27 protein-coding genes are annotated in these 25043 nt (G+C 47.7%); 23 read left to right on the top strand and 4 right to left on the bottom strand.

Annotated features, from left to right (window positions below; translation table 11 throughout):
* Positions 1–46 precede the first annotated feature (46 nt).
* The 10 genes from RCO25_RS21195 (at position 47) to RCO25_RS21150 (ending at position 8501) form a co-directional block, all read left to right on the top strand.
* On the top strand, positions 47–943 hold the full coding sequence (locus RCO25_RS21195) for an ATP-binding cassette domain-containing protein (protein ID WP_308998124.1): 897 nt from the start codon (positions 47–49) through the stop codon (positions 941–943).
* Complete coding sequence (locus RCO25_RS21190) at positions 940–1233, top strand: lasso peptide biosynthesis PqqD family chaperone (protein WP_308998123.1); 294 nt, start codon at positions 940–942, stop codon at positions 1231–1233. The genes RCO25_RS21195 and RCO25_RS21190 overlap by 4 nt, the downstream gene beginning before the upstream one ends.
* Positions 1233–1724, top strand: coding sequence for a lasso peptide biosynthesis B2 protein (locus tag RCO25_RS21185; protein WP_308998122.1), 492 nt, complete (start codon positions 1233–1235; stop codon positions 1722–1724). Before RCO25_RS21190 ends, RCO25_RS21185 begins: the two co-directional genes overlap by 1 nt.
* Before the next feature lie 21 nt (positions 1725–1745).
* Positions 1746–3551 carry an ABC transporter ATP-binding protein gene (locus RCO25_RS21180; protein WP_308998121.1) on the top strand — a complete coding sequence of 602 codons (1806 nt, stop codon included), beginning with the start codon at positions 1746–1748 and terminating at the stop codon, positions 3549–3551.
* A gap of 50 nt (positions 3552–3601) precedes the next feature.
* Complete coding sequence (locus tag RCO25_RS21175) at positions 3602–5539, top strand: asparagine synthase-related protein (RefSeq protein ID WP_308998120.1); 1938 nt, start codon at positions 3602–3604, stop codon at positions 5537–5539.
* Positions 5540–5566: 27 nt separating this feature from the next.
* Positions 5567–5716, top strand: coding sequence for a paeninodin family lasso peptide (locus RCO25_RS21170; protein WP_308998119.1), 150 nt, complete (start codon positions 5567–5569; stop codon positions 5714–5716).
* Between the two features lie 168 nt (positions 5717–5884).
* Positions 5885–7807 (top strand): asparagine synthase-related protein, encoded by a 1923-nt coding sequence (locus RCO25_RS21165; RefSeq protein ID WP_308998118.1) that lies wholly within the window; start codon positions 5885–5887, stop codon positions 7805–7807.
* A 35-nt stretch (positions 7808–7842) separates the two neighbouring features.
* The gene (locus RCO25_RS21160) at positions 7843–7980 is read left to right on the top strand and encodes a paeninodin family lasso peptide (protein ID WP_114379620.1); all 138 of its coding nucleotides are present in this window, start codon (positions 7843–7845) and stop codon (positions 7978–7980) included.
* Between the two features lie 143 nt (positions 7981–8123).
* A complete protein-coding gene (locus RCO25_RS21155) occupies positions 8124–8261 on the top strand; it encodes a paeninodin family lasso peptide (protein ID WP_308998117.1) in 138 nt (45 codons plus the stop codon).
* Between the two features lie 102 nt (positions 8262–8363).
* Positions 8364–8501 (top strand): paeninodin family lasso peptide, encoded by a 138-nt coding sequence (locus tag RCO25_RS21150; protein WP_308998116.1) that lies wholly within the window; start codon positions 8364–8366, stop codon positions 8499–8501.
* Between the two features lie 98 nt (positions 8502–8599).
* On the opposite strand, the gene RCO25_RS21145 is transcribed toward RCO25_RS21150, so the two are convergent.
* From RCO25_RS21145 to RCO25_RS21135, 3 genes are all read right to left on the bottom strand, one after another.
* Positions 8600–10939, bottom strand: coding sequence for a golvesin C-terminal-like domain-containing protein (locus RCO25_RS21145; protein ID WP_308998115.1), 2340 nt, complete (start codon positions 10937–10939; stop codon positions 8600–8602).
* A gap of 309 nt (positions 10940–11248) precedes the next feature.
* Positions 11249–11590, bottom strand: a complete 342-nt coding sequence (locus RCO25_RS21140) for a helix-turn-helix domain-containing protein (RefSeq protein WP_308998114.1) — start codon at positions 11588–11590, stop codon at positions 11249–11251.
* A gap of 148 nt (positions 11591–11738) precedes the next feature.
* The gene (locus RCO25_RS21135; protein WP_308998113.1) at positions 11739–12065 is read right to left on the bottom strand and encodes a cupin domain-containing protein; all 327 of its coding nucleotides are present in this window, start codon (positions 12063–12065) and stop codon (positions 11739–11741) included.
* On the opposite strand from RCO25_RS21135, the gene RCO25_RS21130 reads away from it, so the two are divergent.
* Together RCO25_RS21130 and RCO25_RS21125 are read left to right on the top strand one after the other, a co-directional pair.
* Complete coding sequence (locus RCO25_RS21130; protein ID WP_308998165.1) at positions 11986–12165, top strand: cupin domain-containing protein; 180 nt, start codon at positions 11986–11988, stop codon at positions 12163–12165. The two genes, RCO25_RS21135 and RCO25_RS21130, sit on opposite strands and share 80 nt — an antisense overlap.
* A gap of 26 nt (positions 12166–12191) precedes the next feature.
* A complete protein-coding gene (locus RCO25_RS21125) occupies positions 12192–13238 on the top strand; it encodes a hypothetical protein (RefSeq protein WP_308998112.1) in 1047 nt (348 codons plus the stop codon).
* A 43-nt stretch (positions 13239–13281) separates the two neighbouring features.
* Here RCO25_RS21125 and RCO25_RS21120 read toward each other — a convergent pair whose 3' ends face one another.
* Positions 13282–14496 (bottom strand): hypothetical protein, encoded by a 1215-nt coding sequence (locus RCO25_RS21120; protein WP_308998111.1) that lies wholly within the window; start codon positions 14494–14496, stop codon positions 13282–13284.
* A gap of 144 nt (positions 14497–14640) precedes the next feature.
* On the opposite strand from RCO25_RS21120, the gene RCO25_RS21115 reads away from it, so the two are divergent.
* From RCO25_RS21115 to solA, 11 genes are all read left to right on the top strand, one after another.
* Positions 14641–15591, top strand: a complete 951-nt coding sequence (locus tag RCO25_RS21115; RefSeq protein WP_308998110.1) for a VanW family protein — start codon at positions 14641–14643, stop codon at positions 15589–15591.
* A 689-nt stretch (positions 15592–16280) separates the two neighbouring features.
* Positions 16281–16604: a nucleoside triphosphate pyrophosphohydrolase gene (locus tag RCO25_RS21110; protein ID WP_308998109.1), complete on the top strand. Its 324-nt coding sequence runs from the start codon at positions 16281–16283 to the stop codon at positions 16602–16604.
* A 112-nt stretch (positions 16605–16716) separates the two neighbouring features.
* Positions 16717–17004 carry a HesB/YadR/YfhF family protein gene (locus RCO25_RS21105; RefSeq protein ID WP_308998108.1) on the top strand — a complete coding sequence of 96 codons (288 nt, stop codon included), beginning with the start codon at positions 16717–16719 and terminating at the stop codon, positions 17002–17004.
* 383 nt (positions 17005–17387) lie between these two features.
* A complete protein-coding gene (locus RCO25_RS21100; RefSeq protein WP_308998163.1) occupies positions 17388–18290 on the top strand; it encodes a LysR family transcriptional regulator in 903 nt (300 codons plus the stop codon).
* 300 nt (positions 18291–18590) lie between these two features.
* Entirely contained in the window at positions 18591–19427 is an 837-nt protein-coding gene (locus RCO25_RS21095) for a transporter substrate-binding domain-containing protein (protein ID WP_308998107.1), read from the top strand.
* A gap of 26 nt (positions 19428–19453) precedes the next feature.
* Positions 19454–20242: an amino acid ABC transporter permease gene (locus tag RCO25_RS21090; protein WP_308998106.1), complete on the top strand. Its 789-nt coding sequence runs from the start codon at positions 19454–19456 to the stop codon at positions 20240–20242.
* Positions 20232–20942, top strand: coding sequence for an amino acid ABC transporter permease (locus tag RCO25_RS21085; protein WP_308998105.1), 711 nt, complete (start codon positions 20232–20234; stop codon positions 20940–20942). Before RCO25_RS21090 ends, RCO25_RS21085 begins: the two co-directional genes overlap by 11 nt.
* Positions 20939–21691, top strand: a complete 753-nt coding sequence (locus RCO25_RS21080; protein WP_308998104.1) for an amino acid ABC transporter ATP-binding protein — start codon at positions 20939–20941, stop codon at positions 21689–21691. The genes RCO25_RS21085 and RCO25_RS21080 overlap by 4 nt, the downstream gene beginning before the upstream one ends.
* Positions 21692–21712: 21 nt before the next feature.
* Positions 21713–22723: an LLM class flavin-dependent oxidoreductase gene (locus RCO25_RS21075; protein WP_308998103.1), complete on the top strand. Its 1011-nt coding sequence runs from the start codon at positions 21713–21715 to the stop codon at positions 22721–22723.
* Complete coding sequence (locus RCO25_RS21070; protein ID WP_308998102.1) at positions 22720–23910, top strand: amidohydrolase; 1191 nt, start codon at positions 22720–22722, stop codon at positions 23908–23910. Before RCO25_RS21075 ends, RCO25_RS21070 begins: the two co-directional genes overlap by 4 nt.
* Positions 23894–25027: an N-methyl-L-tryptophan oxidase gene (gene solA, locus RCO25_RS21065; protein ID WP_308998162.1), complete on the top strand. Its 1134-nt coding sequence runs from the start codon at positions 23894–23896 to the stop codon at positions 25025–25027. Before RCO25_RS21070 ends, solA begins: the two co-directional genes overlap by 17 nt.
* The last annotated feature ends 16 nt before the right edge of the window (positions 25028–25043 follow it).

Genomic DNA, 25043 nt, shown 5'->3' with positions numbered 1-25043 from the left:
CTTATTAAACGGGGTGCTTACTCTGAATTATTATCGAATATTTGGTTTGAACATTAAAAGTAAAATTGTTCTGCCTGAAGCATATGAAATACATGGAATTATTTCGGAATTTGATGTAGAAATTGAATTGAATCCACCGCAGCAAGATTACCTGGATCAATTTGCATCGACGAGCTACCGCTTCGACAATGGTCGATTTCACTTTCATGTACCAGACACAGCCGTTTACAGCATTACATCCGGCAGCCATATAATGGTAAATCCATACCCGGGAGCGGATGAGGCAAAAATTCGGCTTTACCTGCTCGGAACCTGTATGGGTGTACTGCTCATGCAGAGAGGGATTCTACCCCTGCACGGGAGTGCAGTCGTCATTGATGGGAAGGTTTACGCAATTGTCGGGGAATCGGGTGCCGGTAAATCGACTCTTGCCGCAGCGTTTGCTCACTCAGGATATCCATTAATGACGGATGACGTTATCGCGGTCTCCTTATCCAATGATTCGGCAGCAGCTACTGTCTATCCTTCCTATCCGCAGCAGAAGCTGTGGGAGGAAAGCATAGAACAATTAGGATTGCTTTCTCACAACTATTCATCGATTTACCAAAGGGTTAACAAATACGCGGTGCCTATACGGTCCCAATTTTGCAGAGAGCCTCTCCCTCTCGCCGGGGTAGTTGAGCTTATCAAAGCTTCCGAACCAGAACCGTCTCTTAAAGCTTATAACAGATTAGAAGGGCTTCATGTCTTAAATGTGCATACCTATCGGAATTCCCTTCTCCATCTGTTGAACCTGCAGCAATGGCAATTTCAATCGATTGCCCGGCTTGCTTCCGGGCTCCCGGTGTACCAGCTCCGCCGCCCGGCAGACGGCTTTTCTGCCTTTAACTTGGTTGATCAAATTGTCAGTTTGACTAATAAAAGGGAGGTTGTTATTTCATGAGCGTTGAATTAATTACCGCTAACGAACTTGTTGCACAGTCGGATGGTTACCTCGTAAGCGAAATGAACGGGGAGAAGATCATGCTGAGCATCGAGAACGGCAAGTACTACAACTTAGGCCAGCTCGGGGGCCGAGTGTGGGAGCTGATGGCATCCCCTGTGTCCATAAAAGATATGGTTAAGCAACTAGTGACCGAGTATGAGATAGAGCCGGGAGATTGCGAACAGCAAGTTTGCAATTTCTTGCAGAAGCTTGCAGCAGAAGGACTCATACAAGTTAGGAAGGAATAATGGACTTGTATAGGAAAGCGATAAGAAAAGTTAAGAGATTTATAGCTTACCCCGCAGACTTGAAGCGGATGTATGTGGAAGCTTATTTTTATTTAGCTTTGGCGAGGGTGCTTAAGCTGCTGCCATTCGCAAAAGTAGCACCTTCTCTTGGCGAGCATATGAGGGAGACACCATATACGAGCACTATGGAGCAGGATCTCATCCATCGTAAGGTATCCAAGGCCGTTCATGCGATGAGCCGCATCACATGGTGGGAAAGTCAGTGCATGGTTAAGGCTGTCGCGGCGATGAAGATGCTGCAGCGAAGAGGAATCGCGAGTACGCTCTATCTGGGCAGCGGCAGGGATGAGACGGGGAAAATGATTGCTCACGCTTGGCTGCGCAGCGGGTCGTATTATGTAACCGGCAATGAGAGACTGGAACGGTATGCTGTCGTTGCCGTGTTCGGGAATCACACAGAAGCTGCGGTTCTGTCGACAATTGAGCGGTAATCCGCATTAGGGGTTTTTCTTATGAAGGATTTATTCTATTTTATTCGAAAAATGCACCAGGTTTCAGGATTCCGTCTGTACCTCAATATGTTCACTACATTCGTTATCAGCTGTCTGGACGGCATCGGAATCTATATGATCGTTCCTATGCTTAGCATTATAGGTGTATTTCAAATGAATATGGATGAAGTGCCGCTTGTCTCTTCCTTATTCACATTCATCGAGTCATCGTCGATCGAGTTAAACTTACCGATCGTACTAGCGATATACGTGATGATCGTAGGGGGACAAGCTTTGCTTCAGCGAAGCCAGATGGTGTTGAACTCACGGATTTTGCAGAACTTCGTCCGTTCGCTCAGGACGGAAACGTATCAGGGGCTGCTTGGGGCGAAGTGGGAGTTCTTCCTCCGCAAGAGGAAGTCGGATTTTCATCATGTCATGGTCAACGAGCTCGGACGGGTCAGCTACGGCACTTCCCTCTTCCTGCAGATGGTCACAGCCATTATTTTTACGGCTATTCAAATCGGTCTGGCCTTCTGGCTGTCTCCGTTGTTAACGGCCGTCGTGCTTATAAGCGGCGGAATACTCGCTCTATTCTCGCGCAGGTTTATTAAGAAGGCGGGACATATTGGCGATAAGACATCAGAGCTGTCTCAGAGCTATTTTGCAGGAATAAGCGATCATTTCAACGGCATCAAGGATATTAAGAGCAACAGGCTTGAACGCTCCCATATCAGTTGGTTCAACAACATGAGCAAGGAGCTGGAGAGCAACGTTAACCAATTAATACGAATCAATTCTTTGTCCCAGTTCATCTACCGGATCTCTTCCATAACGCTTATTGCCGGATTCGTCTATTTAGCTTTAGAGGTCTTCCACACGCCGGCTGAGCAATTGATTCTGGTTGTTCTCATCTTCTCGCGGCTTTGGCCGAGATTTATCGGGATTCAGTCGAATATCGAACAGCTGGCGACCAATCTGCCCGCTTTTAAAGCAATGCGTAAGCTGCAGCAGGAATATGAGCAGGAGAAGGAGCTCAACTTGTCAGGCTCTTCGGACAGGGGAAAGCAATTTCAATTGCAGGAAGGAATCGAATGCAGACAAGTCAATTACCGGTACGACCCTAAAGAGCCGGTATTTGCTCTGCGTGATATTAACGTCTATATTCCAGCGAATCGCATGACGGCTATCGTTGGTATGTCCGGTGCGGGGAAAAGCACGCTGATTGATATGCTCATGGGGCTTATTCAACCGGAGAGAGGGCAAGTGCTGATTGACGGCGTTACGCTGAGAGACGAGAAGCAGCTTCTCTCACTGCGGAGTGCAATCGGCTATGTGGCACAGGATCCCTTTCTCTTTAATGCGAGCATTCGGGATAACTTGAAGCTGGTTGACCCGTATGCCGAGGACACCGAGCTGTGGAACGCTTTGAAATTCTCAGTATCCGATGAATTTGTACGCATGCTGCCGCAAGGTTTGGATACGGTCATCGGTGACAGGGGCATCCGGTTGTCCGGGGGAGAGCGGCAGCGGATTGTACTCGCTAGAGCCATACTGAAGCGTCCCTCCATTCTAGTGCTGGATGAAGCGACCAGCGCGCTGGACAGTGAGAATGAACGGCTGATTCAGGAGGCGCTTGACCGTCTAAAGGGAAGCATGACCATTATTGTCATTGCACACCGATTATCGACCATCCGCAATGCGGATCAGGTCATTGTCATAGAGCAGGGTGAGGTTATTCAGCAAGGCGGCTATAAACAGCTGTCTCAAGAGGCCAAAGGAAAGTTCAGACAACTGCTCAACTATCAAACAGGCGTTAACAGTTAGTTCCGACAACACAACCGCTATCAAACATAACCGGAAAGATTGGAGAAATAATGAGTGCGATAACCGGTGTTTTTAATTGTAATGAAGAACCTGTATCTGTCGAAACGATCGGAAATATGATGCAAGCCTTGCAAAAATACCCTGCCAATGATGTGCGGGTTTGGCATGACCGTTTCGTATTTTTAGGTTGTCACGCGCAATGGATCACACCCGAATCGACTAAAGAACGGCTGCCCTTTTACGACGAACAACATAAGCTTGCCATTACCGCAGACGCGATCATTGACAACAGGGAGGAATTATTTAACCGGTTGCAGGTGGAGCATTTCCGCCGGAAACAGATGACGGACAGCGAGCTTATTTTGGCGGCATACCTGAAATGGGGGAAGGAAGCCCCGCGATACCTGATAGGAGACTTTGCTTTCATCATATGGGATGAGCAAAAACGCCATCTTTTCGGCGCGCGTGATCTGTCGGGAAATCGAACGCTGTATTATTATCATCATTCACGACAGTTTGCATTTTGCACGGTGATGAATCCGCTGTTTACTATTTCCGGTGTCAAGAAGGAACTGAATGAGTCATGGTTGACCGAGTTTCTCATGATCCCTATCATTTTGGATACGATCGATGTTCACTCCACGGTTTATCATAATATCGATCAAATTCCTCCCGGCCATTCGATTACGGTGGCGGACGGAAACATTGCATTGGAGCAATACGGGACATTCATAACGCCTGGCGGGAAGCTTAAACTAAAAACAAACGGCGAATACGAAGAAGCATTTCGTGAAGTCTTTCAGGAAGCCGTTACATCGAAGCTCCGGACATACCGGAAAGTTGGTGCAAGCTTAAGCGGAGGGTTGGATTCGGGGGCTGTCGTAAGCTTTGCCGCAAACCCGTTGCGGCAGGAAGGGAAAACATTACAAACCTACAGTTATGTCCCTCCCTCTGATTTTGTGGATTGGACACCAAAAAGCTTGATTGCCGATGAGAGTCCTTATATCCAAGCCACGGTTCAACATGTAGGAAATATCGCGCACAACAATTTGGACTTCTCGGGTCGAAACTCATTTGAGGAAATGAATGACCTGCTCGAGCTGATGGAGGCGCCTTATAAGTTTTTTGAAAATTCATTCTGGATCAAAGGGATTCTCGAGCAAGCGGAGAAGCACGGAGTCGGAGTATTGCTGAATGGAGGGAGTGGAAATTACACTATCTCTTGGGGTCCGGCGCTGGATTACTACGCTCAGCTTTTAAGAAAGCTGCGCTGGATACGTTTTAACCATGAACTGAAGCTCTATGGCAGAAATATGAGAATAGGGAGATCCCGATTGCTGCCCATAATCGGCAAACTGGCATTTCCATTTCTGGATCCGTCTTTTTTTTCGAAGCCTAGGTCGGATACCCCGCTTTTAATCCAACCGGATTTAGCGGAACGAACCAAAGTCTTCGATAAACTTAAAAACCATAATGTAGGATTGACCGAATTTTCAATGAACGAATTTGCGGCAAGATTCTATCAGTTCGAAAATTTGTCGTTCTTAAACCATCAGGGGACGTCATCAACGAAATTATCGTTACGTTATGCCGTCAGGGAAAGGGATCCGACCTGTGATCCCAGGGTGGTTCGATTTTGCTTATCCGTGCCTGTAGAACAGTATGTCCAAAATGGTATGGACCGCTCTTTAATTCGAAGATCGACCGAAAATTATTTACCCGATAAAGTCCGGTTCAATCTTCGCGTTCGGGGTGTGCAGGGGGCGGACTGGATCCATCGCATGATTCCATCGTGGAGTGCTTTTACGGAAGAACTTCATCAGCTTTGTCGTGATTCCGGGGCTTCGTATTTTTTAAATGTGAAACAAATTAAAGAATCACTTTCGAAAATTGGAAACTCACCCAAACCTGAATTAGCCTTTGATCCGAATATAAGATTATTAATGCAAAGCTTAATTGTTTACCGCTTTATAAGGCAATTTTCATAACGCCCCGTATGAAAGGAGGTGATACAAATGACAAAGGAAATGAAGAAAGAATGGCAGCAACTGACGTTGGAACTCCTTGATGTCAGCGCGACCATGGGTGGAAAAAATGGAGTGTATCCTGACAGAAATGGTAAAGGTAACAATAATGGTCACCCTCATGAGGACTTGGACTCTTAGGATGACTTACTACTAGTCCCATTATTTTCATGGCCCTTATACTTTTATAACGTATAAGGGCCCTTCTTAACGATAAAGAAGGTTTAAGTTCACGGAAGCTTCCTTTATCGTTAAGAAGGTAAGGAAGAAATAGGTGTAATGAAATATGAGTCGATGGGAGGTGATTGCATGAGCGTTATTGCCGGTGTTATACAATTCGATAGGCCTCTTCGTTCAGCCGATGGTACTGCAGATTTCATGGAAGCTGTACAGTATTTTCCAGGAAATAGCTTTGAAACATGGGAGGATGCGTCGGCTCTTCTCGGCTGCCGGGCTCAATGGATTACACCGGAATCGGTTAATGAACGGCTTCCTTTTCGGGATGAGCAATCCGGACTGGTTATAACCGCTGATGCAATTATTGACAATCGCGGGCAATTGTTCGAGCAGCTTGAGATTGGGCGAGACAGAAGAAGCGGGATAACGGACAGTGAGCTCATTCTGCTGGCTTATCGCAAATGGGGTCCGGAGACGCCGCGTTATCTAATTGGAGACTTCGCTTTCGTTATATGGGATGCAAGCAGAAAGCTGCTGTATGGGGCGAGAGATCAGCTTGCAAGCAGGACCCTTTATTATCACCACAGTTCGAATCAATTCTCGTTCTGCAGTGTAATCCATCCGCTATTCTCCCTAGCGGGAATAGATAAGAGACTATGCGAAGAGAGGTTTGCCGAATTTTTGGCGATACCGACGCTCTTGGATGCTGTCGATGTCCATACGACCTATTATGCAGATGTTTTGCAGCTGCCTCCGGCACACACGTTTACTTTGCAAGAGGGGAAGCTTACGGTTGCAAAGTATGGCTCATTAATGCCGGAAAAGAGCCTAACCTTGGGCTCTGATGACGAATATGTGGAGGCCTTTCAGGAAATTTTCCAAGAATCGGTTCGCTCCAGATTGCGTACCTTCAAGCAGGTGGGAGTTACCCTTAGCGGGGGACTTGATTCCGGCTCGGTGTCAGGGTTCGCAGCGAGGATGCTCGCCAAGGAAGGCAAGAGCTTACAGGCCTACAGCTACATTCCCGAACGTGATTTCAAAGATTGGACGCCCAGAAGTATGTTTGCGGATGAAAGTCCTTATATTCAGTCCATCGTCGATTATGTAGGAAATATTAAGGCGAACTTATTAGATTTCCCGGGGATAAGTCCTTTTACTGAGATTGATGAATGGATCGACAGTTTAGAAGGGCCATACAAAAATTTCGAAAATGCATTCTGGGTTAAAGGCATTCATGAAGAAGCGGCGCGTCAAGGCGTAGGTGTCTTGCTCACGGGCGCAAGAGGGAATTACTCGATATCCTGGGGTTCAGCTATCGGTTATTACAGCTTGATGCTTAAGAAGCTCCAATGGCTCCAATTATACCGTGAGATTTCAATGTACGGCAGACAGCTGGGCACTGGCCGGAAACGAATCGTTCGCGCGATTAGACAGCAGGTTTTTCCGGAAAAAGCGGCTTCGTTTCAACCTGGAGTACCTTCCATCATTCAAGCTGATTTTGCAAGGAGCTCCGGGGTACTCGAGAAGCTGTCGCAGTATGATGTCGGTTTGCGGGAGTCAACGTATCAAATGCTGCGGGAACGCGAGGATTATTTCAGAAATCAGGCGGTTTTAAGCATGCAGGGCACCATTTCGGCGAAGTCATCCTATCGCCTGGGCATATGGGAACGGGATGCAACCAGCGATATACGCCTTATTAAGTTTTGCTTGTCGATCCCCGTGGAGCAATATGTGAAGAATGGCTTCGGGCGTTCTCTTATCCGAAGAGCCACCAAAAATATTTTGCCGGACAAAGTACGATTGAATCAGCGGACACGAGGCGTTCAAGGCATGGATTGGGTACATCGGATTATACCCCGGTGGCCGTCTATAGAAGAAGAGCTTCGTACGCTGTGCAGGGATGAGCAGGCTTCCCGCTACTTGAACCTGATGCAGGTGAAGGAATCGATGAGCATGGTAGGTTCGGCCATTAAGCCGGAGCAGGCTGATGACCCTCACTTAAAGTTACTTATGCGCAGCTTGATTGCCTATCGTTTTCTCAAACGGCTGCAATAGAAATACGAACTGCACTTGAGAGGAGGTGAAGTATAATGGAGAAAAAACAATGGACAGCCCTTTCCCTGGAAGTGATGAATGTTTCAGAGACTATGGCAGGTTTCGGTGTTGCGAAAATGGACTTTACTTATGTTGACGGCAAGCTCGTAGACCTCGATGTTTATGATTCCTAGGATTCCTAGATTTCTACGGCCCTAAAGCCGGAGCAGGCTGATGACCCATACTTAAATATACTTACGTACAGCTAGATAGCCTATCGGTTTCTCCAACGGCAGAAATCGGCATACGAATTGCACTTGAAAGGAGGTGGAATACAATGGAGAAAAAACAATGGTCTGCACTTTCCCTGGAAGTGATGAATGTATCTGAGACAATGGCAGGTTTCGGCGTAGCGAAAATGGACTTTACTTATGTAGACGGCAAGCTCGTTGACCTCGACGTTTATGATTCCTAGGATTCATCGTATTTAACTGATGCACCGGAAAGAGCCGTAGAGGATCACAGCTTATGCTGTGCCTTTACGGCGCTTTTTTGCATTTAAAGGAGGTGAAGTGTAATGGAGAAAAAACAATGGACAGCACTTTCACTGGAAGTGATGAATGTATCGGAGACTATGGCAGGTTTCGGTACAACGAAACAGGACTTTACTTATGTTGACGGCAAGATCGTAGACGTAGACGTCTATGATTCTTAGGATTCATCGTTTTTAACTGATACATCAAAAAGTGCCATAGAGGACCTCAGCTTACGCTGTGATCCTCTATGGCGCTTTTTGCGTTCTGTGTGCCAAGATCAGTTCGACGAAACAAGGATGTTATCGAAAACAGCCGTCTGATCGTACGTCCGCAAACCAATGTACCCGCTGGTTAAGCTGGAGTCGCTAACGCTGATTTTTTTCACGCCGTCTACATACGCTTTCAATGAGCTTCCTTTCATCTCGAACTTAAGCTGATACCAGGTGCCTGGAGTGGCTATCATACCCGATTCCCCGATTTTGGTCCAACTATTGCCAAGTTTTTTGTAGAGCTGGACTTTATTCAGATCATAATTGATGCGCAGGGTGTACATGTAGGAGAAATCTGAATTTGCCCGGGCTACCAATCCGGAAGAAGCGTTGGCCATATGATTGTCATACGCTTTTAAGGCTAAGGTTATGGTGGCGTTGGTGTAGGTCGAATTGATAACGGTTTCGGCAATGCCTGTGCCCGATTGTTTCATCACGCTATTGTCGAGGGGAATGCTGTCGTGACTGATATCATTGGTTAAAGACCAGCTGCCGCTCAGAGGAGTCCAACTGCCGATACTATTGTTTTGAAAGCTGTCGCCAAAGTTCTGCGGTTCAAACATGACCGCATCGGCTCTGTTGGAACCGCCTCCAACGGTCGTCAACTTCACATATTCTTCCGGTCCGCCAGCGAAATATACCGTATCAATCAGACGCCACTGACCGCCCGCTATATTCGTCTGATTGATGGTTACAGTGTTCGTTATACCATTGTGATAGACCGAATATTGAGCATACTTCGTTGAACCCTGATGGTAAGGATATCGGACATACACATTGTAGTAACCCGGCGTCGTGAAGTTTGGCCTCCACGTAGCCGTACTTCCATTGGTACTGCTGTAACGGGAGCTGCCATTGTAACTGCCGCCCAGCGTACTAGCACCCCATGTTCCCGTCTCGTTATAGCCGCTGCTTTCTTCGTCGACGATGAGTCCGCTTTTTGCCTTAATTGGACCGATGATGTTGGAATACGTAGAATAGGAACCGTGCACATTTTTCGCTCTCACCCTATAGTAATAGCTTGTGCCGTCCTGAGCAGATGCATCGTCGAAAATCGGTACGGTAAACGTATGATGACGCGGAGCGGTAACATCGTCCGTCACATCGCTGCCTACTGCTGTCCATGGACCGGAAGAACTTGTCGAACGTTCAACGTCATAAGTGCTTGCTCCCGAGACACCCATCCAGGAGAGGGTATGAACGGAATCGACAGGGAACATAACAGGCGCATCGGGTGTCGGCCAAAGAGGTACGGCCAGGCCTTTCATTGAGTAGGCATATTTGCGCAGCAAGTCGATGGTGGCCGATTCGTTCGCCCAATCGCCGGTTGCGAAACCGGGATAGCGCAAATAGGACCAGTTTCCAACCGGAGGCCAATGCCATCCACCCATCTTGTGATGGTGCATGCTGCCCCAGAACATGGCACCTGATGTTTCATTGTTCTGAACGATGTCAAGAAGCTGTTCGGTTTCCGTGGGGGAATAGTCGCCGAATTCGCCAATAATCAAAGCTTTTTTTCCTTTGGTTTTGACTTTCCACTCATTGAGTTTTGTAACCATATCGACATTGTGATATTTGTAAATGTGCGGAACAATAATATCAATATTAATGTCATTCAGTGCATTGGTCCTTATTCCCTGTGCCCGAACATATCCTCCATCGGCTAGAAGGTGGTTGGAATCAAGACTTTTTACATACGCGGCCATCTCGCTTACCCAGCTATCCGTGGAGGGAAGCTCGTTTCCCAGCTGCCAGGCCAGAATGGCTTTATCGCTTTTATACTGCACGCCCGTATACGTATTAGTCCGATTAATTACAAATTGAATGAAATTTTTGAAGTCCTGCTTCACGGTAGGATCGCTCCAAAAATCATTCACCGTTTTCCCGCGGAAAGCCGACCAATCGGCAATCCCTCCGATGTAGTTGTACTTATCCACGAAAGGCACAATAAGCCGAATATTGTACTGGTTTGCCAGTTGCACAATTTTATCCAGTAGTCTAAATGCGCTTTCATTATAATTATTAGACCCCATCACATGACGAAAAGTTCCTGCGGGATCGCTGCTCATTCTCACTTCAAACGGATACAAGCGAATAACGTTAATCCCTGAGCTGCTGGCCGCGCGAATCGCATCTTCGATTTCTGACGGATCAGTCCATGCTCTATTCAATAAAGGTTCGTTGGTTCCGGTAAAACGAAACGTGGACGTTCCCTCCATCAACGTATCTCCACTGCGCGTGATATAGTCTGTAAATCCCGCTTGAGCACGAGCCGGCCATAAGTTGAAAAAAGAATCGTACGTAAGCAGCATAACGGCCAAGGTGACGAGTTTCAACCATTTGTTCATGCCATTATTCCTCCTTATTTTCACATGACCATCCATATGAACGACATCTTCAGAACTAGCGGCAGCAAAGGGAGAATCCCCCTTAATATAAGGTATGAAAGCGGATACAAAATCTTGCCTGATTTGATATATCGTTCTGGTAATCATATTCACATAGCGGGCAAGATGTTCTATTCCGAATAGCGAGCGCTTTCGAAACTTGCCGGCGGACCCTAGAATGGGGTGCTTACATGTAAAAACAGGTCCGTTCATGGTGTGATTCACCATTAACGGACCTGTTAGTTAGAGAGTGGTTTATTCTTCTTTGGGTTAAGCTCGGTCACGGAGCACGCGTTCGAGCAAGCTGCGAATCAGCTCCAGATCGTCCCTTTCCAAAGGAACACCATCCCAATGAAGCTGCTCGTAATTCAAATATTCTTTTGCATTATGGTTTAGTTCCGTTGGCGGCTCCGGAAATTCGGTAAGTCCTAGAAGATAATCCGCGGACGTGCGCAGCTTTCGGGAAATCGTCTGAATGGATTCGATCGTCGGCTGCCGGTAACCGGATTCATACCCCGCATACGTGCTCTTTGCAACTCCGACGTAATCGGCCACTTCCTGCATAGTCAATTTCCTCTTTTTACGCAGCTGCTTCAATCGCTTCGCGAACATCTTCTGTCCTCCTCCCGAACACCTATATGTATAGTAGTTCTTTCAGTTAAACCTTATTAGTATCCTTCTAGTAAGCGCAAAGATAATTATAGCATGTTTAACAGCTGTCTGCATCTGATAGAATGATGAAACGGAAGGGGCGAATGATCTAGGACCCTAATGATTTTTGCGAGAAAACGGCAATATATGTGACTTCATCTGATAGGGGACTAAGAAGATGCTCTTCAAGAGAGTTGAAGTAGATCGTATCCCCTGGCTGTAGCAAAATTTCGGTTGCTCCTACCTTATAGTTCATCGTACCGCTTATCATATAAATGAACTCCTCACCTTCATGAGTAAAGCTGTGCTGCCTGACTTCCCCTTTTTTTGCCGTTATTAAATAAGGCTGAATAAGCTTGTCTCTTCGTTCGCTGGAATGCGACCATTCGCTAGGGGATGTGATGTTCCATCTCAAACCTGGGATGGCGCTTAGCATTCCGCAGGGCGTACCCCATCATGCAAAAGTAACGGGCTGGGAGCCTTGCCGGATGATTATCGCTTATTCGGCTGTAGACAGACAGACGATTGGGGAATGAACCGGGCTATAGGAAGGAGGAAGGTAATGGGCATCAAATATGCATTTTCCAGACCAACGTCTACGCTTGAAGATGAGTACACGATGATAAAAGGGTACCGCCAGGCGGGATATGATGGACTTCAGTTGAAATGGAGCCAATACACCCCCTATATTAAAGAACCTGAAAGATTTATTGAACGTTGGGGACAACCGGATGGTATCGCTTCTGCGCTAATTACCGGTGGAACGCTGCTTGACGATGAAAGCAAAGCTCAGCTTCGTGAGCTGTTCCGGTTTGCGGGAAAAGTAGGTACGGAGATAATCGTATATTGCCATAGCGTATCGAGAAAGAGCATAACTTACGAGCATATCGCAAGGTATGCCGGGATTTTTGAAGAAATGGGTAAGGAAGCACAGCAACACGGACTGCAGCTCTCCCTGCACCATCACTATGATCAACCTCTTATGTACCGTATAGATTTTGACGTTTTTTTTGATCAACTTCAAGCTGATTCAGCAGTCGGCTTGACTGTGGATACTGCCCATCTGGTTAAATCCGGTATAGAGGATGCGGCTGAAGTCATTCGCACCTTCGCCCCGTTCATTAATAATTTTCTTGACGGTATACGCCCCATGGCAAATTCGGAAGCGGAGTCGGTATATTGCAGCGCCTATTCTTCAAATGCAGTCGATTGTATCGGGGAAACCGATGCTACGGTTCAAATGACGTTTGCTAACGGAGTTAGCACACATTTCACGCAAAGCTTCTCCAGCCCTTTTATTAAAAATGATTTGGTCGTTCTCGGGAGCGAGGGTGTAATAAGCTCTAATTCGGATGTGATCGGTTTGTATCGTCTCGATCCCTCAGGCGTCCCGAATTGGAATCCGACGCCTGTTCAAACCTGGCAAGCGGTGATGCCGATAGATGAAGCCGTGTTTGACGGCTTGGACCAACTGCTCGTTTGGATTGAAACGGGAATAGAGGCGGCTAATAGTGCAAGAGATAATCTGCATTCGGTTTCCTTGCTCGATAGCGCCTATATTTCAGCCAAGGAGAATCGGGTAGTCTCGTTGAGCAACGGTTTGTTATAACACTTTAGGCTGCCGGAGATTAGAACGGCAGCCTTTGTTTATTTCATTGAATATTCGAATCCATATTATCTTCATCTGTCAAAATGTTTTGGATACGCCAAGGCGATTGCTTAGATTCGCGTTTGAAAATAAACCTATAACCGGTGTTCCGCTCAGCATGGTTTTGTTTATGAATCGTAATTGGCAATCTGATTTCTGCTGACAAGCTCTCATCGAAATCCCCATCATCTGTGTCGCTTGCCCCCTTGTATTTCGACTGTTTTTTTTCACGAATGGAATCGAGCGACTCCATTTCCTTAACGAAATACGCGAATTTCTCCTTCGAAATGCCTTCTGCAACCTGCTGAAGCAGCCCCTGATCCTGATGGTTCATTATTTCAATGAAGCTTTTAGCTAATACAAGCGGTGATGCGGAATCGAAAAAAGGTTTCAAATTCCCGGCTGCCTTGTGTACCATGATCTGATGCGCCAAATCAGGAAGATCAGATTTGTGGGTACTGCTTAGATAGAAGTGAATGCAGAAATGGCCGGAGAAGCCGTTTTCGGGAATGCCGTCTCCGCCGTGGGGCATCCCATTCATGGAAGCCGCGATCCAAGCATCGCCCGAGTGGATAAGCACCGCTTTTCTTTTCCAGCTCCACCTACCGTTATAGATTTGCTTCATTATGCGGGAGTCATCCTTCGTCAAGGGCTGAACATCAGCATGGTCGCTGCCAGCGCGGCGCTGTACATTGAACGTTAAGCCCGTTTCCAGCTCCGTTACGGAAAAGATGCTTTTGTTAGGCAAAATTTGCGTCGACTGCTGCCAGGAAAGAAGCTTTCCGTAATGCTGCGACCGCACTGCTTCTGCTAGTCCGATGAGCTTCTCTGCCATTTTTGTCGGCAAAATCGTTCTTTCCATCTTTGTTTCATCCCATAGCTGACCGCTTCGCTCCAAACGGAAATACGTAGCTTCGGGGGATAGCAGCGTGATGTAGATATCTGAGAAAACGTCTACCTCTGCCGCAGAAGCAGGCGCTTGCTTCGCTTGGCGCAAAGCTGCATTCATTTCGCGGCTCTCGATGCGAAGGTCGCTGACGAAAGCGGCTTGCTGCCCGGAACGGACCGTGATGATAAAGCTGCTTTGCTGCTTTTCGTTTGGGGAGGATATTGGCTTCTGAATTGTTGATAGTGCTTGTGCCTCATTCGGCTGAATCGTCAACAGCGAGATAAGAATCGAGGTGAAAACCAATAATGCCTGCTTCCATAAGAAGTTCATGTTCGCTATGCTCCTCCTCCATCATTATTTTTTATTAGATTCAGCTATTTAGCTTTTAAATATGTGAACGACTGCTCATGAATGGATAAGCCCAAAATGATTCATACTATCACGGATACTACCGTCTGGGGGAGATTAGCGACAATGGGTCTGTATTGGATTTTAGCCATATTGATGATGTTTCAGCAGGGGCATTATCCCGATCCGCTTGTCATTGAGCGAAATGGACAAGTTATTCTGGAAATGAGCCGGGCTCAGTACAGCGATTCGCGTACCGGCATACCGTTCGTGGTTCGGGATAAATTAAACAAAGGGATGGACGCGATAGACAGGCAGGTGCAGAAACCGGCTGTTAACGCGACGCTGGACGGCGGCGGGAGAATATTGCCTGAGCATGCGGGAAGCCAGCTGGACCGAAAATTGTTTGAGGAGCAATTTTACAGCTTTATTTTTGAAGGCGGGTTTTCGCAGCTTGAGGTTCCCATGCTGACGATTTATCCAAGGGTAGACAGCGAGCTGCTCTCGACGATAAAAGTAAAAAGAATTGGCCAATATGCGACTTATTACAATTCGAATAACAAAAATCGCTCTCATAACGTTAGTTTGGCCGCAAAAGCGATTAATAATTATGTCGTATTCCCTAATGAGAGATTTTCGTTTAATGAAGTTGTTGGTAAGCGGACGAAGGAAACGGGCTATTTGCGTGCTCCTGTAATCGTAAGGGGAGAAATGTCGGAGGATATTGGCGGAGGCATCTGCCAAATTTCGTCGACGCTGTTCAACGCTGTAGACCGTGCGGGGCTGAAAATTATCGAGCGGTATTCCCATAGCCGAAATGTGAAATATGTGCCGCCCGGCCGCGATGCGACGGTTAGCTGGTATGGTCCCGATTTTGTGTTTCAAAACAAATATGACCAGCCGGTTCTGATCCGTGCTTACGCGAGCGGCGGACAGGTCAGTATCGTCATTTGCTCGTCCGACGAGCTCATAGCGAAAAAAAGGCAGGTGCCGAGCGCTTCGAAGAAGCTCCCTGAAGAAGTGAAGCTAGAAATGGATGCAGGCGGGTTGGAGCGGGATACGAATAAAACAGATTAAAGAAGATTGCCGAAGACGGCAGTCTTCTTTTTTTAGTTTTGCAATTTGTATTGGGTATATTCGTATTCGGCTTCTTCTCTAATCACCCACCAAACTACCTCTAATCACCCACCAAACTACCTCTAATCAAGCACCAAACTACCTCTAATCAAGCACCAAACTACCTCTAATCAGCCACCAATCAACCACCAATCAACCACCAATCAACCACCAATCAACCACCAATCAACCACCAATCAACCACTAATCAACCACTAATCAACCACCAATCTATCTCGCCTCCTACGCTGCAGTTTATACAATGTAATTCGTGCTTAAACGTCATTTATCTCACTACAATGCAGTTTCTGCAATAGAAACCGTGTCATGGAGCAGTTTTGGGGCGTGTTGGGGGAATTCTGTTGTACTTACTGCAACGTAGCTCATGTGGTCGGGTGCCAAGTCAGGTTTCTGTTGTAGAAAGTGCAGTAGAATACGTAAGCACCGAAGCTGAGATTTGTTAATGTGGAACAATGCGGCGGAGGTTGTGTTTAAACTGCCGGCATTCTCTAAGGAAATACAGCAGGGGCCAAATTGGTTAAGAAAGTTCTTGAAGGATCCATGGCTTATTAGGCAGGTTTGCGCAGTAGCGGATAATTGCTATAGTTATACTATCTGAGAGGCTATAAGTAATGATGAGGTGAGGACAAATGACGTTGTATAAAAAATTGGTGCGTGATGGAATTCCGCAAATAATCGAGTCTAAAGGAGAAAAATGTATTTACGAAATTTTAGACGACGAGAAATATGCAGTAGAGTTACGAAAGAAATTAGATGAAGAAATTTTAGAGTATATAGAGGCAGCGAATGTGGAGGATGCTACTGAAGAACTAGCAGACGTGCTAGAGGTAATCCATGCGTATGCTTTGATTCACGGAGTAAGCCTCGAAAATGCAGAGACTATGCGTTTGAAGAAGGCTTCTGAAAGAGGCGGATTTGCTAACAAAGTTTTTCTTGTTGAGGTATTGGATTAATCCTTATAATCCTTTATTTTCACTGAACACATTTGTACATTTGTTAGTGTTGACATCGGTTCGCATATTCGTAATGATGGAATAGAATAGGTAGTGGAAGGAGATGACCGCGATGAATTTAGTGGTAGAGCAGTCAGCGGCTCGCTGGTATAAGCAGGAAATGGGTTTGACCGTTGGTGACTCGATTCGCATCTATGTCCGTTTGGGCGGCTGCGGCAGTGTTCATCCAGGGCTTTCGCTTGGCGTCACCAAGGATGAGCCAAGAAGCATTGGACTTCGCGAGGAAATAGATGGCATAACGTATTTTATAGAGGAAGATAACTTGTGGTATTTAGAAAATAAATCGCTGCGGATTTCTTTCGACGAAAAGTACGAAGAAATTATTATGACTGTAGAATAACAGCAGCCGGAAGATACAGCTCATTTTTCTCTGCCTTGGCCTAAATAAAAGTCTGCTAGATACCCCGTAAGGGGTATTTTTTCGATATATAAGAATTTATAAGTTTTCACTTATAAATGTGCTTATATATCTCCGCGAAACGATAGCTTTTGCCACTGAGGACGGCGACAGCCGTTTACGCTTGTTTAATCCCTTAGGAGATTTAGCAGCGGATACGGAACATGACACGGTACCGCAGAGCGTGGCAGTGATCGCAGCAGCACTAGAAAAATGCGGCATGCTGCTTTGAAGACGATTGACAGCCAGCCCTCTCATTTGTTATTTTTAAATTAATAAATTCTTATTGGATTAGTTGGTTTAAATGGATTGAGGGGGTGAAGGAGATCAATATTGAAAATATCGAAGCGTTCGTTTATGTCATTCATTGCGGAAGCTTTAATAAAGCAGCAGACGCGTTGTATTTATCACAACCTTCCGTAACGGCTAGAATTAAATCGCTTGAACAGGAGCTTGATTGCAAGCTGTTCGACCGGCAGGGAAAACAGATACAAATAACGGAGGATGGGAAGCGGTTTTTGCCCTACGCGCAGCAGCTGCTGCTTATCTATCAGAAGGGCAAGCTTCATATTAATCAGAAGAAGTCGTCTCCCGACGAGTTCCGAATTGGCTGTACCGTATCCGTCTCCAATTATGTCATTCCGGATTTATTGCCTCGCTTGAAGCAAAGGTTTCCGAATACGCATTATAAAATCGTAACCAGCACGACGGATGAAATTATGAATAAGGTGCTAGGCAAGGAAGTTGATATTGGTTTTGTTCGCAACGTGAACCATCCCAACCTGCAATCGACGAAGTTCTATGAGGATCCGATCCGGCTGTATGCCTATGACGGGCATCCTTTTTTAAGGACGGAGAGCGTGACGATCGAAGCGATTGCGGAGCAGCCGCTCGTATTTTTTGAGTGCGGCTCTTTAGATTGGCTGCGCATCCACCGTATTTTCGAGCATCTCGACATGCCGCCCAATATTCAAATTCAAACAGACAATTCTGAGCTGGCTAAGAAGCTGGTCATCCAAAAGGCGGGCATCGGTTTTCTCCCCGATTTATGTGCCCAGCAGGAAATACGCGAAGGGAAGCTTTATCAGATCCGTGTTCCGGAGACGGAAGGCATTTCCTTGCAAACCAATCTCATCTCGCATCACGGAGAGCATCTCGCGTTTCTTGAGGCGATTACGGAGATAGGAAAGCAGTTAGCTGAGATGAAGCTGGGCTTATCGGTAAATTGAAAGCTTTTATAGAAATGCTCTATTATCCGAAGAGCTGCACTCATGGTAAAGTTAAATTGTCAGTAAAGCCGATTGAAATAGTGTGATTAAACATGTTCATCCGCTGCTCCTTCTGAAGCAGCGGTTTTTTATTGCCGAAACCACCGATCAGACAAATCGATTTACTTATAGAAGATCTCTATAAGGAATAGGATTGACGAAATCTGCATTCAGGTGGTAAAGTGAATTCAACGTTAATCCTTACTTAACAGGTAGGAATTATAAGGATTAGAATTACATCATACATTGGGGGAAAAGAAAATGAAAAAAGCTTTCTTTTTATCAATCGCAATCGTTATGGCACTAACTCTTGCAGGCTGCGGCAGCAACAAAAACAACGCTGGCGCCGATGCGGAAGCAGCAAGCGGAAATGCCTCGAAAGAAGTAACGAAGATCGTTGTAGGCACGGGGACACAATTCCCTAACGTTTGCTTTATTGACGAGAACGGTAAGCTAACCGGCTTCGATGTTGAGTTGGTTAGAGAAATCGATAAACGTCTGGCCGACTACGAATTTGACATCCAAACGCTTGAATTTACAAACCTTCTGCTGAGCTTGGAAACGAAAAAAATCGACCTGGTTGCCCATGAAATGGAGAAAAATCCGGAACGAGAGCAAAAATATTTGTTTAACACGGAACCGTACGCGCACTGGAGAAACAAAATTATCGTCGCAAAGGACAATGATTCCGTTCAAACGCTTGATGATCTAAAAGGCAAAAAAGTGTTGACGACGGCAACGAGCGCGCAATCGACCATTCTTGAAAACTATAACAAAGAAAACAATAACGCCATTGAAATCGTGTACCAAAACGGCGGAGCTAACGATTCCGTAGCACAAGTAACCTCCGGCCGCGTGGACGCATTTTTGGCAGCCGACTTCACCCTATCGCTTATCGATTCAAAGCAAGAGCTTAAAGCAGTAGGACCGGCGCTTAGCGAAGCAGACATTTTGTTCATGTTCCGTAAAGATGATCCGGAGCAAAAGAAACTTTCCGACGCGGTTGACGGAGCGATTAAAGAGCTTAAAGCAGACGGCACGCTTGCAAAGCTTAGTTCTGAATGGTTAGGCAATGACTTTACTTCCGAAGAAAAATAAACGCGGGTGAAAGGTGAGATGGCTGGATGGGAGAACCATTTGATATCAGTTATGTGTTCGAATATCTAGTAAAGCTGCTGCCTACCTTGAAAGTCACTCTTCTTATTGTAGTGAGTTCCATCGTAATCGGGCTGGGCGTCGGGTTTATCGTCGCCCTTCCCCAGCTTTATAAGATTCCGATTTTAAGACGTTTTTCTCAGGTGTATCTCTCCTTTTTCAGAGGCACTCCGATCTTGATTCAGCTGTTTTTGTTTTATTATGGTCTTCCTGAAATATTGAAGCTCGTTCACGTAGATGTCGCAAAGGTGCCGGCCTTATATTTTGTCATCCTCACCTACGCCCTACACAGCGGAGCCTATATGGCGGAAATGATTCGCGCAGCTGTAGGAGCGGTGGACCGCGGGCAGGTTGAAGCGGCTTACTCGGTAGGCATGACAGGGTTTCAAGCCTTTACGCGGATCGTCCTTCCGCAAGCCATGGCGATATCGGTTCCGGTATTTGCCAATCTAGTCATCGCGAACCTGAAGGACACCTCGCTTGCTTTTTCGTTAGGCATTATGGAATTGACGGGCAAGTCGCAAACGCTCGCCGTGATGTCCAGGCATTTCGTTGAAACGTACATTTCACTCGCAATCATCTATTTTATAATCAGCTTTGGACTTGAGAAGCTGTTCCATTTCATTGAACACAAGCTGTTAAAGCATGAACGCCGTATAGCGTCTGAGGACAAAGAACCTCGTTTGAAAAAAGGGAAAGCAAGGTGGCTCGCAATAGGACCGGGCTTTGGCAGAGGGGGACGGGAAAATGAAGCTTGATTTTGCATTTATATGGACGGCTTTTCTTCAACTGCTAACCGCCGTGCCGACGGCACTCGCGATAACGGCCGTCTCCGTTTTCTGCGGCTTGATCATTGGTACTACCGTAGCGGTTATACGCCTCTACAAAGTGCCTGTCCTCTATCCGATCGCGGCTTCCTATGTCACGTTTATCCGCGGTACGCCGATGCTGACGCATTTATTGCTCATTTATTTCGGGCTGCCGATTATCGTCGACGCTGTCGCCGGCGCCTTGGGACTATCCTTTCGATCGGTCTCCATTCCAATGATCGGGTTCGCTTATGTATCATTCTCCATCACGGCTGGCGCATATATGTCAGAGGTAGTGAGATCGGGTTTACTGGCCGTCAACCGCGGACAAATCGAAGCGGCCTACTCGATCGGCATGACGACTTCGCAGGCGATGCGAAGAATTATTTTACCGCAAGCCTTTGCGGCAAGTTTGCCGAACTTATCGAACATGATTATTGGAATGCTGCACGGGTCAACACTGGCCTTTACCGTATCGGTCGTGGAAATTAACGCGAAAGCGCAAATCGTTGCGACGACGAACTGGAAGTTTTTTGAGGCTTATTTGGCGGCAGCCATCATTTTCTGGGGATTGACCTTTATCATCGAGCGCCTGACCGCATTAGCCGAGAAGCGCTTTAACCTTTACAACAGAGGCGGTGTCTCATGATTAAGCTGACACAGATTAGGAAGAGCTTTGGACGCAATGAGGTGCTGAAGGGCATCGATCTTACCGTAGAGAAAGGAGAAGTCGTAGCTATTCTCGGGCCGAGCGGCTCCGGCAAAACGACGCTGCTGCGCTGCATCAATTACTTGGAGAAGCCGAATGACGGCCAAATCTCCATTGATGATTTTTCGGTCAACTGCAAACGTCCGGATAAAAAGGATATTCATACGCTTCGCCAGAAGAGCGCGATGGTGTTTCAGCAATATAATTTATTCAAGCATAAGACGGCCGTCGAGAACGTCATGGAAGGGCTCGTCATCGTTAAGAAAATACCGAAGGATGAGGCACGCAAAAGAAGTGTGGAGCTGCTGGAGAAAGTCGGGCTCGGCAATAAGCTGGATGCCTACCCAAGCGAGCTCTCCGGGGGACAACAGCAGCGCGTTGGCATTGCCCGTGCGCTTGCGCTGAATCCGGAGGTGATCCTGTTCGACGAGCCAACCTCGGCGCTTGATCCGGAGCTTGTCGGCGAGGTGCTTGGCGTTATTCGCAAAATCGCGAGGGAAGGCATCACGATGATTATCGTTACGCATGAAATGGGCTTTGCGCAGGATGTTGCCAGTCATGTGGTGTTCATGGACGGCGGCGTCATTGTCGAAGAAGGCAAGCCGAATGAGATTTTTAATGATCCGAAGGAAGAACGGACAAAGCAATTTTTGAAGCGAATCACACCGGAAGGTGTTTATTCCATCTAACGCATAGAGGAGCGAATCAATATGTCACTCAAATTTGGCATTCTGGATCAAAGCATTATTTTCCCCGGGCAGACAGCTTCAGAAGCTTTAGGAAATACCGTTAAGCTGGCGCAGCTCGCAGAAACGCTGGGCTTCGAGCGCTTCTGGGTATCGGAGCATCATGATTCCCCAGGCATGGCAGGCTCCTCGCCGGAGGTGCTTATCGCTTATTTGCTGGCCCAAACCAAATCCATCCGTATCGGTTCAGGCGGCGTAATGCTGCAGCATTACAGCCCTTATAAAGTAGCGGAAAATTTCAACGTGCTGGCTTCCTTAGCGCCCGGGCGGGTAGAGCTCGGGATTGGGCGTGCACCCGGAGGGCTGCCGCGTTCGACAAAAGCTTTGCAGAAGGGCGCAGCGGAAGCGGCGACCTTGGCAGAAAAACTGACGGAACTGGAGCAGCTGCTCATTGCTCCGACTGGAGCGGAGCACCCGCTTGCCGGTTTAGAAGCAAGTCCATTGCCTGTTCACCCGGCTGATATTTATTTACTCGGCACGAGTGTTTCAAGCGCGGAGCTGGCCGCGGAGAAGGGTTATCCGTATGCTTTTGCCTTATTTATTAATAATGATCCGGATACGGCTGGGAAAGCGATCGACACGTACCGGAATAACTTTAACCGCTCGCTTGGCGGAGAGCCGAAAACCATTTTGGCCTTGTCCGTAATCGCTTCGGATTCAGAGGAGGAAGCGAATGCGTTAGCCGGGCATTTTAAAAGCGTGAGAGTTACGCTGGCAAGCGGTAAAACCGTTAATGTGGGCTCGCTTGAGCAAGCGAAGGAGTTTGCTCGGCAAGCAGGCGAGGACTACACCGCCGAAGAGCGGGATGCGGATATTACGAGAGGCACCAAGGAAACGGTTCGAAAACGGCTGCTGGAGATCCAAGAGCAATACGGCGTGGATGAATTCGTCTTTACGACAATCATTCCTGATTTCGCCAAACGCATTCGTTCCTTTGAGCTGCTGAAGGAAGCCTTTGAAGGGGAATTAGTATGAGCGACTTCTCGGCAGAATCGATAGAGCAGCAACTTGTAGCTATTCGCAGGCAGCTTCATGAGTATCCCGAGCTGTCCCATGAGGAATTTGAAACGACAGCCGCCATTATTGGCTGGTTGACGGAAGCTGGCATTCGGATCGTAGAGCATGGTCTGAAAACGGGGGTAATCGCGGAGGTTGGCGGTCTGCATGGCGGACCGACCGTTGCCGTTCGGGCGGATATAGACGCGCTGCCGATCCAAGAGGAGACGGGGCTGCCGTTTGCTTCCAAAATACCGGGAAAAATGCATGCTTGCGGCCATGATTTCCATACCGCTTCGATTCTCGGCACCGCGTTTCTATTAAAGGAGCGGGAGCAGGAGCTGCAGGGCACCGTAAGATTTCTATTCCAGCCCGCCGAAGAGAAAGCGAAGGGAGCGGGGCTGCTCATCGCAAGCGGAGCGCTTGCAGGCGTGGATGCGGTATTCGGCATGCATAATAAGCCTGATTTGCCAGTCGGGACGATTGGCATCAAGGGCGGCCCGCTTATGGCAGCAGCAGATGGTTTCATCGTTGAAGTGGAAGGGCGAGGCAGTCATGCGGCGGTGCCTGAGGCAGGCCTCGACCCGATCGTGACAGCGGCACATATTATTACGGCGCTGCAGTCGATCGTAAGCCGCAATGTGAGCGCGCTGGACAGCGCGGTCGTTAGCGTGACGCGGCTGCATGCGGGTACGGCATGGAATATTATTTCCGATAAGGCGGTATTTGACGGCACGCTCCGCACGTTTGACGAGCAGGTGCGATTAACCGTGCGCGAGCGCCTCGAGCAGGTTGTTAATGGTGTAGCTTCAGCTTTTGCAACAAAGGCGCATGTGAAATGGATTGAAGGTCCGCCAGCGGTCTTGAATGATCAGAAATGGGCGGATCAAGCGACAGTGACTGCCGAAGCGGCGGGGTTTACCGTCGTGGAGCCGATCCCTTCGCCTGCAGGCGAGGATTTTTCTTTCTATTTGAAAGAAACGGAGGGACTGTTCGTATTTCTCGGTACGGCAGGACCGCAGGAGTGGCATCATCCAGCCTTTGATTTGGACGAGAAGGCTTTGCCGATCGCAGCTACGTTCTTTGCCAAACTGGCTTCGGACGCTTTGCGCAAGCTGGCGGCTGAGCGTACGCAAGGAGGACGACAGCATTCTGAAATCATATGATGTCATCGTCGTGGGAGCAGGCTCGATGGGGATGAGCGCAGGCTATGAGCTGGCGGCGCGCGGTGTCAGGACGCTGCTCATCGATGCCTTTAATCCACCGCATAACAATGGAAGCCATCATGGCGAGCCTCGTCTGATCAGGCATGCTTACCACGGCGGCGATACGTATGTGAAGATGGCGCTGCGCGCGGACGAAAGGTGGCTAGCCCTGGAGCAGGCAACCGGACAAAAGCTGTTGGAGAGATCCGGCGTGCTGAACATGGCGGAGACGAGCTTTTACAATTACGAGGGCAGGCTGAATGATGCGGTCGCGAACGGCGTGCAGGTCGAGCTGCTGCAAGCGGCTGAGATTAACCGGCGTTTTCCCGGCATTCAGCTGGACGATTCGTTCCAAGGCATGTATGAACCGAATGCAGGTTACCTGTACAGCGAGAAATGTGTAGCTGCTTACAAGCAGCAGGCGCTGGCAGCCGGAGCGGAGCTTCTCACGGATACTTTCGTTACAGACATCAAGGCCGATGCGACAAGCGTCACCGTGTATACGAAGGGTGCAGCTTATACGGCCCCGCAAATCATTATTACCGTCGGTGCTTGGTTCAAAATGCTATCGAATCACGTCAAGCTCCCGATCCGCGCGGTTCGCAAGGTGGTCGGCTGGTTTGAAACGAGCTCGCCGCGCTTTGATGCCGGCGTTTTTCCCGGCTTCACCTGGGGCGGAGCGGCAGGCGGTTATTATGGCTTCCCGAGTATCGGAGGCGCAGGCATCAAAATCGGCAGACATGATACGGGAGTCGAATGGCTGCCTGGCGAGCCGATTGCTCCGTTTGGCGCATTTCCGGAGGATGAGGAAGACTTGCGACGTGCGCTCGATGCGTTTGTGCCTGGAGCAGCGGGTAAGCTTTTGACAAGCGCGGTGTGCAAATATGAGTTTACGCCCGACGAAGACTTCATTATTGATTCGCATCCGGAGCATGCCAATGTGCTGCTTGCCGGAGGGTTTTCCGGGCATGGCTTTAAATTTGCCAGTGTGGTTGGTGAGATTTTGGCTGACAAAATGGAAAGAAAAGACACGGGCTATGATCTTCGCTTGTTCGAGATTAGCCGGTTTAGCAAGTAATAAAGAAGTACACTTT

The sequence above is a fragment of the Paenibacillus sp. LHD-38 genome, assembly GCF_031157315.1.
GTDB lineage: Bacteria > Bacillota > Bacilli > Paenibacillales > Paenibacillaceae > Pristimantibacillus.
Note: the sequence above shows the minus strand (reverse complement) of the source record. Positions and strands in the feature narration are given on the sequence as shown.

What these genes read in the sequence shown, in the direction of transcription:
- RCO25_RS21190 (WP_308998123.1), top strand. Translation starts at nt 940, where the DNA reads ATGAGCGTTGAATTAATTACCGCTAACGAACTTGTTGCACAGTCGGAT.
- RCO25_RS21185 (WP_308998122.1), top strand. Translation starts at nt 1,233, where the DNA reads ATGGACTTGTATAGGAAAGCGATAAGAAAAGTTAAGAGATTTATAGCT.
- RCO25_RS21180 (WP_308998121.1), top strand. Translation starts at nt 1,746, where the DNA reads ATGAAGGATTTATTCTATTTTATTCGAAAAATGCACCAGGTTTCAGGA.
- RCO25_RS21175 (WP_308998120.1), top strand. Translation starts at nt 3,602, where the DNA reads ATGAGTGCGATAACCGGTGTTTTTAATTGTAATGAAGAACCTGTATCT.
- RCO25_RS21170 (WP_308998119.1), top strand. Translation starts at nt 5,567, where the DNA reads ATGACAAAGGAAATGAAGAAAGAATGGCAGCAACTGACGTTGGAACTC.
- RCO25_RS21165 (WP_308998118.1), top strand. Translation starts at nt 5,885, where the DNA reads ATGAGCGTTATTGCCGGTGTTATACAATTCGATAGGCCTCTTCGTTCA.
- RCO25_RS21160 (WP_114379620.1), top strand. Translation starts at nt 7,843, where the DNA reads ATGGAGAAAAAACAATGGACAGCCCTTTCCCTGGAAGTGATGAATGTT.
- RCO25_RS21155 (WP_308998117.1), top strand. Translation starts at nt 8,124, where the DNA reads ATGGAGAAAAAACAATGGTCTGCACTTTCCCTGGAAGTGATGAATGTA.
- RCO25_RS21150 (WP_308998116.1), top strand. Translation starts at nt 8,364, where the DNA reads ATGGAGAAAAAACAATGGACAGCACTTTCACTGGAAGTGATGAATGTA.
- RCO25_RS21145 (WP_308998115.1), bottom strand. Translation starts at nt 10,939, where the DNA reads ATGAACAAATGGTTGAAACTCGTCACCTTGGCCGTTATGCTGCTTACG.
- RCO25_RS21140 (WP_308998114.1), bottom strand. Translation starts at nt 11,590, where the DNA reads ATGTTCGCGAAGCGATTGAAGCAGCTGCGTAAAAAGAGGAAATTGACT.
- RCO25_RS21135 (WP_308998113.1), bottom strand. Translation starts at nt 12,065, where the DNA reads ATGCTAAGCGCCATCCCAGGTTTGAGATGGAACATCACATCCCCTAGC.
- RCO25_RS21125 (WP_308998112.1), top strand. Translation starts at nt 12,192, where the DNA reads ATGGGCATCAAATATGCATTTTCCAGACCAACGTCTACGCTTGAAGAT.
- RCO25_RS21120 (WP_308998111.1), bottom strand. Translation starts at nt 14,496, where the DNA reads ATGAACTTCTTATGGAAGCAGGCATTATTGGTTTTCACCTCGATTCTT.
- RCO25_RS21115 (WP_308998110.1), top strand. Translation starts at nt 14,641, where the DNA reads ATGGGTCTGTATTGGATTTTAGCCATATTGATGATGTTTCAGCAGGGG.
- RCO25_RS21110 (WP_308998109.1), top strand. Translation starts at nt 16,281, where the DNA reads ATGACGTTGTATAAAAAATTGGTGCGTGATGGAATTCCGCAAATAATC.
- RCO25_RS21105 (WP_308998108.1), top strand. Translation starts at nt 16,717, where the DNA reads ATGAATTTAGTGGTAGAGCAGTCAGCGGCTCGCTGGTATAAGCAGGAA.
- RCO25_RS21095 (WP_308998107.1), top strand. Translation starts at nt 18,591, where the DNA reads ATGAAAAAAGCTTTCTTTTTATCAATCGCAATCGTTATGGCACTAACT.
- RCO25_RS21090 (WP_308998106.1), top strand. Translation starts at nt 19,454, where the DNA reads ATGGGAGAACCATTTGATATCAGTTATGTGTTCGAATATCTAGTAAAG.
- RCO25_RS21085 (WP_308998105.1), top strand. Translation starts at nt 20,232, where the DNA reads ATGAAGCTTGATTTTGCATTTATATGGACGGCTTTTCTTCAACTGCTA.
- RCO25_RS21080 (WP_308998104.1), top strand. Translation starts at nt 20,939, where the DNA reads ATGATTAAGCTGACACAGATTAGGAAGAGCTTTGGACGCAATGAGGTG.
- RCO25_RS21075 (WP_308998103.1), top strand. Translation starts at nt 21,713, where the DNA reads ATGTCACTCAAATTTGGCATTCTGGATCAAAGCATTATTTTCCCCGGG.
- RCO25_RS21070 (WP_308998102.1), top strand. Translation starts at nt 22,720, where the DNA reads ATGAGCGACTTCTCGGCAGAATCGATAGAGCAGCAACTTGTAGCTATT.